15 protein-coding genes are annotated in these 14,353 nt (G+C 41.5%); 13 read left to right on the forward strand and 2 right to left on the reverse strand.

From position 1 onward, the window contains the following. Window positions 1–283: 283 nt before the first annotated feature. Window positions 284–2,029 (reverse strand): Rqc2 family fibronectin-binding protein, encoded by a 1,746-nt coding sequence (locus tag LKD48_RS05210; RefSeq protein ID WP_308731423.1) that lies wholly within the window; start codon window positions 2,027–2,029, stop codon window positions 284–286. 177 nt (window positions 2,030–2,206) lie between these two features. Between LKD48_RS05210 and LKD48_RS05215 the strand changes: the two genes are divergently transcribed. The 10 genes from LKD48_RS05215 to LKD48_RS05260 all read left to right on the forward strand — a co-directional run bounded on the left by LKD48_RS05215 (window position 2,207) and on the right by LKD48_RS05260 (window position 9,377). Beyond that, the gene (locus tag LKD48_RS05215; RefSeq protein WP_227099833.1) at window positions 2,207–3,085 is read left to right on the forward strand and encodes a YicC/YloC family endoribonuclease; all 879 of its coding nucleotides are present in this window, start codon (window positions 2,207–2,209) and stop codon (window positions 3,083–3,085) included. A 22-nt stretch (window positions 3,086–3,107) separates the two neighbouring features. Then, window positions 3,108–3,380 carry a DUF370 domain-containing protein gene (locus LKD48_RS05220; protein WP_066558922.1) on the forward strand — a complete coding sequence of 91 codons (273 nt, stop codon included), beginning with the start codon at window positions 3,108–3,110 and terminating at the stop codon, window positions 3,378–3,380. Then, the gene (gene gmk, locus LKD48_RS05225; RefSeq protein ID WP_066558925.1) at window positions 3,373–3,990 is read left to right on the forward strand and encodes a guanylate kinase; all 618 of its coding nucleotides are present in this window, start codon (window positions 3,373–3,375) and stop codon (window positions 3,988–3,990) included. Before LKD48_RS05220 ends, gmk begins: the two co-directional genes overlap by 8 nt. Window positions 3,991–4,051: 61 nt before the next feature. Continuing rightward, window positions 4,052–4,366, forward strand: a complete 315-nt coding sequence (gene rpoZ / locus LKD48_RS05230; RefSeq protein WP_066558932.1) for a DNA-directed RNA polymerase subunit omega — start codon at window positions 4,052–4,054, stop codon at window positions 4,364–4,366. Next, window positions 4,356–5,708, forward strand: a complete 1,353-nt coding sequence (rimO, locus tag LKD48_RS05235; protein WP_308731424.1) for a 30S ribosomal protein S12 methylthiotransferase RimO — start codon at window positions 4,356–4,358, stop codon at window positions 5,706–5,708. Before rpoZ ends, rimO begins: the two co-directional genes overlap by 11 nt. Next, window positions 5,692–6,222, forward strand: coding sequence for a CDP-diacylglycerol--glycerol-3-phosphate 3-phosphatidyltransferase (gene pgsA, locus LKD48_RS05240; protein WP_308731442.1), 531 nt, complete (start codon window positions 5,692–5,694; stop codon window positions 6,220–6,222). Before rimO ends, pgsA begins: the two co-directional genes overlap by 17 nt. A gap of 24 nt (window positions 6,223–6,246) precedes the next feature. After that, window positions 6,247–7,614 carry a hypothetical protein gene (locus LKD48_RS05245; RefSeq protein WP_308731425.1) on the forward strand — a complete coding sequence of 456 codons (1,368 nt, stop codon included), beginning with the start codon at window positions 6,247–6,249 and terminating at the stop codon, window positions 7,612–7,614. A gap of 59 nt (window positions 7,615–7,673) precedes the next feature. Continuing rightward, window positions 7,674–7,979, forward strand: a complete 306-nt coding sequence (locus tag LKD48_RS05250) for a hypothetical protein (RefSeq protein ID WP_066558941.1) — start codon at window positions 7,674–7,676, stop codon at window positions 7,977–7,979. Between the two features lie 11 nt (window positions 7,980–7,990). Further along, a complete protein-coding gene (locus LKD48_RS05255; RefSeq protein ID WP_308731426.1) occupies window positions 7,991–8,998 on the forward strand; it encodes a hypothetical protein in 1,008 nt (335 codons plus the stop codon). After that, entirely contained in the window at window positions 8,979–9,377 is a 399-nt protein-coding gene (locus LKD48_RS05260; protein ID WP_066558946.1) for a GerW family sporulation protein, read from the forward strand. Before LKD48_RS05255 ends, LKD48_RS05260 begins: the two co-directional genes overlap by 20 nt. Window positions 9,378–9,659: 282 nt before the next feature. Here LKD48_RS05260 and rpmB read toward each other — a convergent pair whose 3' ends face one another. After that, window positions 9,660–9,845, reverse strand: coding sequence for a 50S ribosomal protein L28 (rpmB, locus tag LKD48_RS05265; protein WP_082868519.1), 186 nt, complete (start codon window positions 9,843–9,845; stop codon window positions 9,660–9,662). A gap of 314 nt (window positions 9,846–10,159) precedes the next feature. Between rpmB and LKD48_RS05270 the strand changes: the two genes are divergently transcribed. Genes LKD48_RS05270 through recG form a run of 3 tightly spaced genes read left to right on the forward strand, consistent with a single transcriptional unit; the run spans window position 10,160 to window position 14,257 of the window. Next, complete coding sequence (locus LKD48_RS05270; protein ID WP_066558948.1) at window positions 10,160–10,516, forward strand: Asp23/Gls24 family envelope stress response protein; 357 nt, start codon at window positions 10,160–10,162, stop codon at window positions 10,514–10,516. A 35-nt stretch (window positions 10,517–10,551) separates the two neighbouring features. Beyond that, window positions 10,552–12,240 (forward strand): DAK2 domain-containing protein, encoded by a 1,689-nt coding sequence (locus LKD48_RS05275; RefSeq protein ID WP_227099827.1) that lies wholly within the window; start codon window positions 10,552–10,554, stop codon window positions 12,238–12,240. A 19-nt stretch (window positions 12,241–12,259) separates the two neighbouring features. Continuing rightward, window positions 12,260–14,257: an ATP-dependent DNA helicase RecG gene (gene recG, locus LKD48_RS05280; protein ID WP_308731427.1), complete on the forward strand. Its 1,998-nt coding sequence runs from the start codon at window positions 12,260–12,262 to the stop codon at window positions 14,255–14,257. The last annotated feature ends 96 nt before the right edge of the window (window positions 14,258–14,353 follow it).

Below are 14,353 nucleotides of genomic sequence, written 5' to 3' on the forward strand. Positions count from 1 at the left end.
AGTGGTATTGAAGACGAGACAGAAGATGAAAGAACAGAGACTGCCGAAGTAGAAGCAGATAAAACTCCAGAAGCAGCATCAGAGCCAGAGGAAGTTTCAGAAACTCCAGAAGCAGCACCAGAACCAGATGAAGCTTTAGAAGTTTCAGAAACTTCGGAGACATCAGTAAAAGCAAAAGAATAATTATTTGGCTATACGATAACTGATGTAAATGTATAACCTAATGAAAATGGCAATCATTCTAAAAATAGGATGATTGCCATTCTTTTTTGATATATACTTTTTACTCGCCTCCGGAGATTAGCTTAAGGCTGCTGATATCAGGACTTGCTACAAGTGAATAATTAGTATGGTAAATTACAAAACCTGGCTTTGCTCCAGCTGGCTTTTTTACAAACTTGCGTTCAATGTAGTCAACTTCAGCCTTTGGTGCAGTCTTTGCCTTGGAATAGTAAACAGCAAGACTTCCAGCCTCTTCATAGGTGCGGTCTGGCACTTCTCTGCCATTTGTCTGAATAATGACGTGAGATCCTGGTGTTTTTTTGGCATGCATCCAGATATCATTTCCTTGTGCGAACTTAAAGGTCAGTTCTTCATTCTGGTAGTTGTTTTTTCCAACATAGATATCAAAGCCATCAGAAGAAAGATAGTGATAAGGAACACATTTTCTTCGATTGTCCTTTCTCCCTTTTGGACCATGCGATTTAATATAACCGCTTTCTCCAAGCTCTCTGCGAATTTCATCAAGATCTATATCACTTGCAGCGATATCAATTGATGTCATGATAGATTCGAGATGAGCAAGCTCATTTTCTGTCTCAACAGTCAGAGTAGACAGCGCTTCAAAAGTTCGTTTTAATTTATTATAGCGCTCAAAATATTTCTGTGCATTTTCTTTTGCTGTCATTGTCGGATCAAGTGGGATCGTCATCATTTGATCAGTATAATAATTAAATACCTCATACGATTTTGCATCGGGCGGACAATCATAGCCATATGCATTTAAAAGCTCGCCATAGATGCGATATTTTTCACGCTTGTCGGTGTCAGAAAGCTGTCGTCTTTGAAGATCAGCCTTTTTGGCAGTGCGTTCAATCAAATTTTGAACAAGATGGCGAAGATCTGCCGATTTTTGGCGCATGCGAGCAATGGCACTGCGGGAATTATAGTAAGTATATAAAACCTCGCTGATTGAGTCAAAAGTCTGAAGACGATACTCAGTTAGTCCTGTTAGCAAAAATGCAGAAAATTCCTTTGGCTCATTGTTGTCATAAGCGATACATGGAGAAAATTGCTGTGTGCGGATCAAATCCATGACACCAGAAAAAGCGTTCCATAGGCGAGTCTGTTCTTCTAATGTGCAGGCCTCTGCGGCAAGAGAGCTGTCTAGGCCGCTGCGATAGACGATTTCCTCTGCACTGACATTGCTGATTCCGGTAAAATTTCCTGAAAGTATGGCAGCAATATTTTTTCCAGAAGAAAACAGAGAAGAAAAAAATGTCTTGTCGGCAGCAAGCGGATTTGTTTTGCCTGTTGTGTTTGGAATAAAATAGTCGCGGCCAGGAAGAACCTCGCGCACAGAACTTACAGCGGCACTTACATGCTTGATACTGTCAACGATCTTTGTGCCATCACAGAAAATTATATTGCTGTGTTTGCCCATTATCTCAATTACAAGAGATTTCTGACGAAGATCACCCAGTTCGTCAAGATGCTCCAGTTCTAAGCGCACAATTCGCTCTAGTCCTGGCTGTGTGACATCTGTGATGCGGGCATTTCCTATATGCTTTCTAAGAAGCATACAGAAATTAGGTGCAGTCATCGGGCTAAGCCCTGCCTCCTGCGTCAGATAAATCAGCGGAAGACTTGCATTTGCTGATAGAAACAGACGGTAGGTGTCTTTTTTGTTTTTGATTGTTAAAACAAGTTCTTCTGGCTCAGGCTGAGCAATTTTGGAGATGCGCCCGCCAGTTAATTTTTGCTTTAATTCAGATACAATATTTGAAATTACAATTCCATCAAAAGCCATAGTACGTAATCAACCTTTCTAAAACAGTCTTGGACCTTGATATTTGACAGTATAACAGAATGTAAAAAAAAACGCAATCTTTCTTCGATTGCAAGTTGACGATAGAATTAAATTAGCGTATAATAATAAGTCGTAGTCTGCACGATAAAAGCAGCTGCCGGAAAGGCGAATACATTTATGATACGAAGTATGACAGGATTCGGGCGCTTTGAATTTGCGGGCGAATCGCATAAGATCATCGTAGAGATGAAATCAGTAAATCACAGGTATCTTGATCTCTCAATTAAGATGCCAAAGATCTTTAACTGCTTTGAGACTGCGATCCGCAGTCTTGTAAAAGAACAGCTGCAGCGTGGAAAAGTGGATATGTATATCAGCTATGAAACAGAGTCTGATGATCAGACAGTGCTGTGCTATCATGAGGATATTGCAAGAGACTATATGGCACATATGGCGCAGATGGCTGATACATTTAATCTTGAAAATAATCTGACATTGACAGAGCTTGCACGTATGCCAGAGGTTTTTACTATGGAGCAGCGGGATACTGATGCAAAGGAGCTGTGGCCAGATGTAGAGCAGGCAGTAAGGCAGGCTTGTGTTGCAATGGTACAGGCGCGTCAGACAGAGGGTGAGCAGCTAAAAAAGGATCTGCTGTTAAAGTTAGATCACATGGATATGTTAGTGGATATGGTGACAGATAGAGCACCTGTGATGGTACAGGAATACCGCATTCGTCTGACAGAAAAGGTAAAAGAGTTTATTGAAGCTTCTGTGATTGATGAAAATCGAATTGCAGCGGAAGTAACTCTGTATGCGGATAAGATTTGTGTGGATGAGGAGATGGTTCGTCTTCGCACTCATATCAGCCACATGAAGGAAGCGTTGTGCACAGGCGGAAGCGTTGGACGAAAACTTGATTTTCTTGCACAGGAGATGAATCGTGAGGCGAATACCACACTTTCAAAGATCAACGATGTAACACTTGCAGATGTGGCAATCGACATGAAAACTGAGATTGAGAAAATACGTGAACAGGTTCAAAACATCGAATAAAGTTTCACTACAGGAGTTTTGTATGTTTGTAAATATCGGATTTGGCAATTTTATAAATTCCAGTCAGATTGTATCTATCTGCAGAGCAGATTCTGCACCGATGAAGCGTATGGTCAGCGAGGCTAGAAGCAAAGGAAGTGCAGTTGATGCGACACAGGGAAGAAAAACAAAATCAGTCATTCTTACTGGAAGCGGTCATTTGGTTCTCTCAGCGCTCACACCAGAGACGCTTACCGCCAGATGTAATCTGACAGTGGGAAAGACACAGCTACAAGAGGAGGAAGAAGATGAGTAAACGAGGTAATTTATTTGTTGTTTCCGGTTTCTCAGGTTCAGGAAAGGGAACTGTGATGAAACAGCTTTGCAAAAATGAGCAGTATGCACTTTCAATATCCTGCACAAGCCGAGCACCAAGAGATGGCGAAACAAACGGAAAAGAGTATTATTTCATTTCTCATGAGGAGTTTGTAAAAAGACAGGCAGAGGGTTACTTTTTAGAGAGTGCAATCTATGTAAATAAAGGCTATGGAACACCGCTTGGCTTTGTTGAGGAGAATTTGGCAGCCGGAAAGGATGTTATACTTGAAATTGAGATGCAGGGCGCTTTGCAGGTAAAGAAAACATACCCAGACACCATTCTTATCTTTATTACACCGCCGTCTGCAGCTGAATTAAGAAGACGTCTGACAGCCAGAGGAACTGAGACGAAAGAGCTGATTGAAAAGCGTTTAAAGCGTGCCGTTGAAGAAGGCGTTTACATGGATCAATATGATTACATTATTGTAAACGACGACTTAGATGTATGCGTCAAGGAGCTTGACGCACTGATGCAGAGCACACATCACGCAGTAAAATTTAACAAAGAGTTTGTTGCAGCAATCAAAGATGATTTAAAGACACTTTAAAGATAATTTGACTGCTGTAATGATCAATAAACAAATAAAAAATGATAAGGAGAATGAAAAAATGATCCATCCATCTTATAATGAGTTATTAAAGACACTTAATGAGGTTCGTGACGAGAATGAGCCAGAAATCGACAGCCGCTATTCACTTGTAATTGCATCTGCAAAGCGTGCACGCCAGATTGTAAACGGACAGGAGCCGCTTGCCGATCATGTTTCTACCTATAAGCCTCTTTCCATCGCAGTAGAGGAGATTCGTGAGGGCAAGGTTCATATTACAAAGGAAGGTGAGGATGATTTCACACCAGTAGCCACTATGGAAAGCCCACTTTCTTTCACAGATACAGAAACTTCGGAGACAGAAGATGCTGAATAAGAAGGTAATGATCGTATCCCTTGGCTGCGATAAGAATCTGGTGGATACTGAGAAAATGCTTGGCATTCTTGCAGATGAGGGATGTACATTTACGGATGATGAAGCACAGGCACAGGTAATTATTGTAAATACTTGTTGTTTCATTGGAGATGCAAAGGAAGAAAGCATCCAAAATATTTTAGATCTGGCACGTTTTAAGACAGAAGGGAAGCTTGAAGCACTTATCGCAACGGGATGTCTTTCACAGCGTTATCAGGATGAAATGTTAGAAGAGCTGCCAGAGCTTGATGGAATCCTTGGAATAAGCGCATGGCATACAATTGCGGATGTTGTGCGTGAGGCACTTGAAGGCAAACGACCAAGAAATCTGATGTCCACAGGTGTGTTAAACAGTCATACAACAAAGAGACTGCTGACAACAGGCGGTCATTATGCCTATTTAAAGATTGCAGAAGGATGCAATAAGCGCTGTACGTACTGCGTAATTCCATCTGTGCGCGGTGCTTATGTCAGCGTACCGATGGAGGAACTTGAAAAAGAGGCAAGAGAACTTGCAGCAGAAGGTGTAAAGGAATTGATTCTTGTTGCACAGGAGACTACCGTATATGGAATTGATCTCTATAAAAAGAAAATGCTTCCAGAACTCCTTCATCGTTTGTGTGCAATCCCGGGCATTGTCTGGATCCGTCTTTTATATTGTTATCCAGAGGAAATTACGCCAGAGCTTGTTCAGGTAATGAAAGAAGAAAAAAAGATCTGTCATTATCTGGATATGCCAATACAGCATTCCTCAGACCGCATTTTAAAGAAGATGGGCAGACGTACAAACCGCAAAGAGCTGTTAGATAAAATTGAGATGCTTCGTACAGAGATTCCGGATATTGTTCTTAGAACAACGTTAATTACAGGTTTCCCAGGCGAGACACAAGAAGATTTTGAAGAGATGCTCTCATTTGTAGACATGGTTGGCTTTGAGCGCCTTGGTGTTTTTCCATATTCACCAGAGGAAGGAACACCGGCTGCCGAGATGGAAGATCAGATTGATGAAGAAGTCAAAAAGCAAAGACGTGATGCTATCATGGAGCTGCAGCAGGAGATTTCTTTTGATTTTGAGGCAGACTGTGTTGGCGAAAAGCTGCTTGTTATGATTGAAGGATATCTTCCAGATGAGCATGCCTATGTCGGACGAACCTACATGGATGCGCCAGGCATTGATGGTTACATTTTTATAAAATCAGGAGAAGCACTGATGTCCGGTGATTTTGCCGAGGCAGTTGTTACCGGCTCAGATGAATATGATTTGATTGGAGAATTGTATGAAGAACATGAATCTGCCGAATAAACTGACTATGCTGCGTGTAATACTGATCCCGTTTTTTGTTGTATGTGAGCTGATTCCATACAGCTGGGGAAAGTGGGTTGCACTGGTAATTTTTGTGGCAGCGTCTATTACCGATAAACTCGATGGTACGATTGCAAGAAAGTATAACCTGATTACAAACTTTGGAAAATTCATGGATCCACTCGCAGACAAGCTGTTAGTCTGCTCTGCCATGATTTGTTTTGTAGGACTTGGAACGTTGGCACCATGGATTGTTATTATTATTGTAGCCAGAGAATTTATTATCAGCGGATTTCGCCTTATAGCTGCTGAAAACGGCCGTGTGATTGCCGCAGGAATCTGGGGAAAGGCAAAGACGGTTGTTCAGATGATTATGTGCATCCTTTTGATTATGGATGTTTCTGCATTATCTGTTGTTACAACAATCGCAATTTATGCCGCTTTGATTCTTACGATTATCTCACTGGTTGACTATATTGTACACAATCTGGATGTATTATCAGACCAGAAGTAAGAAAAATAAGGGGACTTATTTATTATGAAAACCAATTCAACCATCCGCGGGATTGCTCACGGACATATGACAAAAGACAATCTGACAGGATTTGCATCTATGATGACATCTGATGCCAGAACACTCTCGTTGGCAAGAATTGCCATGAATCTGCCAGTTTATCTGGATATGGGAGAGGAGCCGTCTGATGAATATACACGAATCTCCAAGTTGTCCGCAGCGTATTGCGGTCTGCTTGGCCGTGTCAATAAAGAGCTTGTCTCAGGTCTGGATGAAAAGCGTGAGGAGGAAGCGCTGTCGCTTCGCAAAGAGAGCACACAAATTATGGAGCTGCTTAGCGCATATACAGATCGCTTCACGGTATATGAATATGTGTTAAACAGACTTGAGTATCGTTTTAGCGGTGCTTCACTTGAGGCGGGCTACAGCGATGAAGATATGACGCAGGAAATTTTGCAGAAGCTGTCATCAGAGACTGATCAGACAGTTCGTCAGTCAATGCTTGTATCTATTATAGAGCAGCTTCCGATGCGAATGACAAGAAAGCGTTTCTTCCAGGTCCTCGCAGAAGGAATGGATGCCTATAAGGGTTCAGACAAAGAAGCAGTAGATGGACAGCTGTTTATGCTTCGTACAGCTGCAATGTTAGAGGAGCCAGCAGAATTTAAACAGAGCTTTCCAGCATTTTATGAAGTTGTAGAGACTTTTAAACAGGCACCGCTGTCTACCGTAAGTGAGGCCGAGTGGAATAAACTTCACGATATGCTTGCTGACGCTATGGAGGAGCTAAACAGCCAGATGGATCGTATGCTTCTTTTGCAGGAGCTTATCAATGATCTGTGTGTTGTAACAATGACAGACGGCTGTACATGGACAGAGCAGCATAAGACCTGCAGCAGCATTATTTCCTTTACGCTGACACCGGGAACAGATGAGGCGGCATTAAATGCAATGCTTACAGCGCTTGAGGGAATTCAGGAACAGTACAGCATGACCTTTCAGGAAAAATCAACATTGGTAGATGAGCTGATGCAAAGCAGCAAAGAACAGCTTAGTGAGCAGGGAATGATCGAAACCTTCAGCAAGTTAGAGGTACTTTCAAAGCTTCTTTCAAGCAGCCGCTTTGCAGATATTGAGCAAAAGCAAGAGAGCGAGACTGTGGAAGCTTCTTATATCGAAGAACAGACAGCAGCGCTTATTTCAGAGCTGGAGACATTTTTAAAGTCATCATCAAAACCGTTAGCCCGTGCTGTTATGGCAAAGCTTGTCACGATGGTTCCGCTGTTTATCCGTGATTATAATCAGCTTGAGGAATATATTCAAAACAGTCTGTCCTCATGTTCAGATGTTGCGGAAAAATTAGCATGTATCGAAATCATCAGAAGCCTGTAACAAAAAAAGGTTCTAAGGTGAAGTGATCTTGTCTGGCAATAGTAAAGGAGAGGGATCAATTGAAACTGTGTAAGGATATCCGCCTTGGCGAAAAAGTTTCGGGAAAGCGTTTTGAGCTTACATGGAAGCTTAAGCACAATCGTCCGTCTGGCAGCATTTATGTTGTTGTTCTTCCTGAAGTGGTTCCAGAAAATCTGATGGAAATCTGTGCATACGAAGAACTTCGCAGAAAAAAGCAGTATGGGCGCACAGTGATTGCGGCAGCAGCGAATAAGAGCGAGGCGATTGAAGTGGTTCGAGCTTTGATTGAAGAAATGTATCAGAAGACTGGTGGCTTTGATGTGAAATCATTCATGAAGCTTTAAAAAGGAGGACAATGTTAGGTATTTTACTTACAATATTGAAAATAATTGGCATAATCCTTCTTGTGCTGATTGGATTGATTCTTTTGGCAGCGGCAGTCATTCTTTTAGTGCCAATACGATATCATGGCGAGGGTGCACGAGAGGAAAAGATACTCTCTGGAAATGTAAAACTAACGTGGCTTCTTCATATGATATCGGCAAGTGCTTCACTTTCAGAAGACGGGACGAAAATTAGGGTTTGCTTGTTTGGAAAGACGATTTATCCTAAGACAAAAAAGCCGCCTAAGAAAAGCAAAGCAAAGAAAATGCCTAAACAAGAGGCACCAAAAAAGTCAGAGAAATCAGAAAAGCCAAAACAGCAGTCTGACACTGTATCTAAAGATGTTGCAACAATCTACGAGCCGCAAAAGCCAATTCCAGAATTGCCAAAGAAAGAAAAAAAGATCGCTGATGAGGCGCCAGAAGCAAAGAAAATGGATGAGCCAGAGTCAGAAAAAAAGCAGCAATCACAAAAAGAAAAATCTGCCAGACCAGATGTGAAGTCTAAATTTGAGGCTATAAAACAAAAGCTTCTTGCAGTCAAAGAGAAGTTTATTGACAGTAAGGCAGGAATTCAAAAAATCAAAAATAAAATTGATTACTGGAAAAATCTGCTGACATCTGATCCTGTGAAGGAAGCTATGGGATTTCTTTGGAAAAAAGCAAAGGGATTGCTTCATCATATTCTTCCAAGAAGGATGACAGGACGCATTCACTTTGGTTTTGAGGATCCGTCTAAGACGGGAAAAACGTTAGCTTATTTTTCGATGCTGTATCCATTTACGAAAGAGAATCTCGTAATAGAGCCTGAGTTTGAAACAGAAGAACTTATACTCGAAGGAGATATTGCATTTCGTGGAAGAATACGATTAGGATATCTGGTGTATGTGGCGCTCAGTGTCGTACTAAATAAAAACATTCGCCGTCAATATAAGCGGCTGAGACAAGGAGGAAATAAAGATGGAGAAGGAAGAAATTAACTTTGGCTCATCAGTAGATGAGCTGTTAAAAGGGCTGGAAGGATTTGTCAGCTCAAAAACTGTTGTCGGTGAACCGATTCAGGTAAACGATGCCACCATCATTCCACTGGTTGATATGAAGTTCGGCATGGGAGCAGGCGCATTCAAAAAAAATAGTGACAATAAGACGGCAGGAGGAATTGGAGCTAATATTAGTCCATGTGCCGTGTTAATCATTCAAAAGGGTATGGCAAAGGTTGTTAATATCAAGAACCAGGATCTTACTACTAAGATTGTGGATATGGTTCCTGATTTGATTAACCGCTTCACAAGCAAGAAGGCAGACGATCCAGCTGTTGATGAGGCAGTAGATGATATCTTAAACGACGATAAAAAATAATAGCTGATTCAGTAGCAAAAAGAATAGACATAAAAAGTCCGCATAAACTATAATGAATAAGGAACCGAAAAAGGTCTTTATGAAACGTTTATGCGGACTTCTTTTATTTTTCTTTGGACTGGGAATGGCAGTGATGCTTTTTGTCCCAGTTTGTCTTTGCTCAGTAATAGTGATTTTATTTTGCCTTATTTTAGGGTATGTTCTATTTTGCTGCGGATGCTAATTTTAGACAGAAAAAAAGCAGTCGACAAGCGACCGCTTTAAATCATACCCGTAACGAAATTAAGCTCTCTCAACATAGCCAGAGCGTAAACAGGAAGTACAAACGTACATCTTCTTGTTGGTTCCGTTGACACTTACTCTAACGGACTTAACATTGGACTTCCAAACCGCATTACTTCTTCTATGGGAATGGCTAACATTGTTTCCGAAATGAGCACCCTTCTGACAGATCTCACACTTTGCCATAAATCGCACCTCCTTACGCAAATGTAGCCGTATAGGCTCACAACATAGATATCATAACAGATATTCAGAAAAAAATCAAGGACTTTTTTTAAAAAGATTTAAAAAGGATTATTACAGTGAACTGTAGTCATTCCAGATCAAAAGGATTTTGCTTGACTTATACGTGGTAATGAGATATTCTAAACATAGAGTATTCTGCTTAGAATCCGTCCAGAATTAATAAATTCTCTGATGGAATACTAGGAGCAGGCTCTTAGTCTAAGTCAGAATCAGTAAAAATGTATTTTCTGAATTTGTTAGTTGGAGGTAACCGAATGAAGGGACGTATATCGAATCCTCAGGGTGATGTTATGATCAGAACAGATGTCATCGCAAAGTATGCAGGTTCTATGGCGGTGGAATGCTTCGGCATTGTTGGTATGGCCAGTGTCAGCATGAAGGACGGACTTGTTCATCTGCTGAAAAAGGACAGCATAACAAGAGGCATTAATGTATCATTAGAAGATAATGAGCTTACAATTGATTTCCATGTAATTGTTTCATATGGAGTAAGTATTCTGGCTGTATACAACAATTTAACGGATAGTGTAAAGTACCATGTTGAGGAGTTTACAGGAATCCGTGTTAAAAAAATTAATATGTATGTAGAGGGTGTCAGAGTCATTGACTGATCAGTGACAGATGCCGCCTAAGGAGGAGCTATATTTTGGGTAGTAATGTGATAGACGCAGGTTTATTAAAGCGCATGTTTCTTGCAGGCGTGGCAAATCTGGAATCAAAGAAAGAATGGATTAACGAATTAAATGTATTCCCAGTGCCGGATGGTGATACAGGAACAAATATGACACTTACAATTCTCTCCGCAGCAAGGGAAGTAAATTCTGTTGAGGAACCAACGATGGAGACGTTAGCAAAAGCGATTTCATCTGGTTCACTGCGCGGTGCTAGAGGTAACTCAGGTGTTATTTTGTCTCAGCTGTTCCGTGGCTTTACAAAGGCCATTAAGTACAGTACAGAGATTGATATGGAGCTGCTTGCAGAAGCTTTGCAGCGTGCAACAGAGACAGCTTACAAGGCTGTTATGAAGCCGAAGGAAGGTACAATCCTTACTGTTGCAAAGGGAATTTCTGATAAAGCGAAAGAACTTGCACAAAGCGGCTGCGATATGGATGTTTTTATTCAGGAACTGTTAAAGGAAGGTGATTATGTATTAAGCCAGACACCAGAGATGCTTCCTGTTTTAAAGCAGGCAGGCGTTGTTGATTCTGGCGGACAGGGTCTGATGCAGGTATTAAAGGGTGCATATGATGGTTATCTTGGAAAAGAGATCACATTCACCGCTGAAAAGCCAGCTGCATCACGCACTGTAACAGGTGCAGCAAACGATGAAATCGATACTGCAGATATTAAGTTTGGCTATTGCACCGAATTTATTATTATGACAAGCCGTGCCTTTACACACGAGGATGAGAAGGAGTTTAAAGCATTCCTGTCTTCTATAGGTGACTCTATCGTGTGCGTAGCAGATGATGAGCTTGTTAAAGTACATGTGCATACAAATGATCCAGGTCTTGCAATTCAAAAGGCACTTACCTATGGTCAGCTGACAAGCATGAAGATTGATAACATGCGTGAAGAGCATCAGGAGCGCGTTATCAAGAATGCAGAGAGAGAAGCTATCAAGCAGGCAGAGGAAGATCGTAAGGAGCGTGAGCAGGAAGACAAGTCCAAGTGGAAGGAATATGGCTTTATAAGCGTATCTGCCGGTGCAGGAATTGGAGAAATTTTTAAGGGGCTTGGTGTCGATTATTTAATCGAGGGCGGACAGACCATGAATCCAAGTACAGAGGATATGCTTAATGCAATTCGTCGGGTTCCGGCAAGAAACATTTTCATTCTGCCGAACAATTCAAATATCATAATGGCAGCAAAGCAGGCAAAGCAGCTGACAAAGGATAAGGAAATTTTTGTAATTCCGACAAAAACTATCCCGCAGGGTATTACTGCTATCATTAATTTTGTACCGGATAGTTCGATGGAAGAAAATGCAGAGAACATGACAGAGAGCATCAAGAGTGTCAAGACAGGACAGATTACTTATGCTGTTCGTGATACGATGATCGACAATATCGAGATTCATAAGGATGACATTATTGGTCTTGGTGATAAGGGAATGCTGGCAGATGGAACAGATATCAACGATGTTGCATTTGAGACTGTATGTAAGATGATGTCTGAGGATTCTGAACTGATCAGTATTTATTATGGTCAGGAAATTGATGAGGCAAGAGCTAAGGAACTTTGTGATCGTTTGAGCGAAGAGTTCCCATCTGTTGATGTTGAGGTTAATGCCGGAAATCAGCCAGTATACTATTATTTCTTATCAGTAGAGTAATCTTTATAAGGAGGCAGCCGTGAATTACGACGATCCCATTACATGTTTAAAGGGAATCGGAGAGAAGACGGCAGCGCTTTACGAAAAATTGGGGATTGTAACCATTGGAGAACTTATGCGTTATTACCCCCGAAGCTATGAACGATTTGAACCACCAGTCACGATCCGGGCCGCAGCTGTAATGGATTTCGCAGCGGTCCGGGTCGTGATTTGTTCTTATCCGACAATAAAGCGTGTGCGTAATCTCTCTATTATAAATACAAAGGTGCGCGATGAGGAAGGAAGTGAGCTTCGTGTTACTTGGTTTCAGACAACTTATTTGGCAAGCGTGCTTCGTCCAGGCGGGTGGTATGTGCTTCGCGGAAAGCTTTCAGGAAATGGTAAATCACGAACGCTTGATCAGCCTCAGGTTTATGCACTTGATGCATATGAACAGCTTCAAAAATCACTGCAGCCTGTTTATGCACTGACAGCAAAAATTACATCAAAAAGCATTTCAAAGGCAGTTGCAGCAGCATATGATGCTGGTGTAAAACAGAAGGCCACGATTCCAGAAAAGGTGCTTTCACAGTATAATTTGCTGCCAGAGGATGAGGCTGGATATCTTATGCATTTTCCAAAAGATGAAGTACAGCTGACACATGCACGAAAAACAATAGCGTTTGGCGAATTTTATCATTTCTTGCTTGGCGTAAATCAGATGAAAAAGCGGCTTTTGCAGGAGAAAAACCATTTCGCACTGACGCGGCGTGAGGAAGTCACAAATCTGATTAAACAGCTTCCATATGATTTGACAGGCGCGCAGCTTCGCACAATTGAAGAAATTACACAGGATATGACAGGTGATCATATGATGAGCCGTTTGCTACAGGGAGATGTAGGTTCAGGAAAAACTATCGTTGCCTTTCTTTCAATGTATCAGGCTGCATTATGTCATTATCAAAGCGCTCTTATGGCACCAACTGAGGTATTAGCGTCACAGCATTATCAGGGCTTTACTGAATTATCAGAGCGTTATCATCTGAATCTTTCAATTGTTTTATTGACAGGCTCCATGCGTGCAGGACAAAAAAAAGAGGCACTTCGTCAGATTAGAGAGCATGAGGCAGATATTGTGATTGGAACACATGCCGTTATTCAGGAAAAAGTTGAGTTCGATGATCTGGCACTTGTAATTACAGATGAGCAGCATCGCTTCGGAGTCGCACAGCGTGATGCTTTAAGCAAGAAAGGTCATACTCCGCACGTGCTTGTAATGAGCGCGACACCAATTCCAAGAAGTCTGGCGATGATTCTTTATGGAGACCTTGATATTTCTATTATGGATGAGCTTCCGGCAAAAAGGCTGCCAATAAAAAATTGTGTGGTCAATATTTCATACCGTCCAAAGGCATGGGATTTTATAATAAAGCAGGTGCAGGCAGGACACCAAGCGTATGTGATCTGTCCCATGGTAGAAGAGAGCGAGACATCGCAGGGGGCAGATGTTGTCAGTTATACAGAACAGCTGAGAGAAGCTTTGCCTTCCTATATTTCAATTGAGTATCTTCATGGAAAAATGAAAGCCAAAGAAAAAGATGATATTATGGCACATTTTGCAAAGAATGAGACGCAGGTACTTGTTTCGACAACAGTAATCGAGGTTGGAATTAATGTACCAAATGCAACTGTCATTTTGATTGAGGATGCACAGCGCTTTGGTCTGGCACAGTTGCATCAGCTTCGCGGCCGTGTTGGGCGCGGTGATGCGCAGTCATATTGCATAATGATAGACACCTCAGGAAAAGAAGAATCAGCAAAGCGTCTTGAAGTACTCAATCATTCAAACGATGGCTTTGCAATTGCAAACGAAGATTTAAAGCTTCGCGGACCTGGTGATTTTTTTGGAATACGTCAGAGCGGTGAAATTGCCTTTGCAGTCGCTGATATCTATCAGGATGCGCAGCTTTTAAAGTGGGCGAAAGAGGCTGCCGACAGTGCGCAGGTTATGGCAGAGGTGGAGACGCACAGCATTTAGAGTTTCTGATATAAAAATTTCTCATAACTTACCAGCGTAATCTTTTTATCTGTGCATATACTAGGAATGTAACAAACAACAAAGCTTTGATGTAAA

This window comes from Anthropogastromicrobium aceti (assembly GCF_020687335.1).
GTDB lineage: Bacteria > Bacillota > Clostridia > Lachnospirales > Lachnospiraceae > Anthropogastromicrobium > Anthropogastromicrobium aceti.

Excerpts from the sequence above, each read along its gene's own strand:
- LKD48_RS05255 (WP_308731426.1), top strand. The coding sequence starts at position 7,991 with ATGTTAGGTATTTTACTTACAATATTGAAAATAATTGGCATAATCCTT.
- LKD48_RS05210 (WP_308731423.1), bottom strand. The coding sequence starts at position 2,029 with ATGGCTTTTGATGGAATTGTAATTTCAAATATTGTATCTGAATTAAAG.
- rpoZ (WP_066558932.1), top strand. The coding sequence starts at position 4,052 with ATGATCCATCCATCTTATAATGAGTTATTAAAGACACTTAATGAGGTT.
- rpmB (WP_082868519.1), bottom strand. The coding sequence starts at position 9,845 with ATGGCAAAGTGTGAGATCTGTCAGAAGGGTGCTCATTTCGGAAACAAT.
- pgsA (WP_308731442.1), top strand. The coding sequence starts at position 5,692 with ATGAATCTGCCGAATAAACTGACTATGCTGCGTGTAATACTGATCCCG.
- gmk (WP_066558925.1), top strand. The coding sequence starts at position 3,373 with ATGAGTAAACGAGGTAATTTATTTGTTGTTTCCGGTTTCTCAGGTTCA.
- LKD48_RS05245 (WP_308731425.1), top strand. The coding sequence starts at position 6,247 with ATGAAAACCAATTCAACCATCCGCGGGATTGCTCACGGACATATGACA.
- LKD48_RS05260 (WP_066558946.1), top strand. The coding sequence starts at position 8,979 with ATGGAGAAGGAAGAAATTAACTTTGGCTCATCAGTAGATGAGCTGTTA.
- LKD48_RS05270 (WP_066558948.1), top strand. The coding sequence starts at position 10,160 with ATGAAGGGACGTATATCGAATCCTCAGGGTGATGTTATGATCAGAACA.
- LKD48_RS05220 (WP_066558922.1), top strand. The coding sequence starts at position 3,108 with ATGTTTGTAAATATCGGATTTGGCAATTTTATAAATTCCAGTCAGATT.
- LKD48_RS05215 (WP_227099833.1), top strand. The coding sequence starts at position 2,207 with ATGATACGAAGTATGACAGGATTCGGGCGCTTTGAATTTGCGGGCGAA.
- rimO (WP_308731424.1), top strand. The coding sequence starts at position 4,356 with ATGCTGAATAAGAAGGTAATGATCGTATCCCTTGGCTGCGATAAGAAT.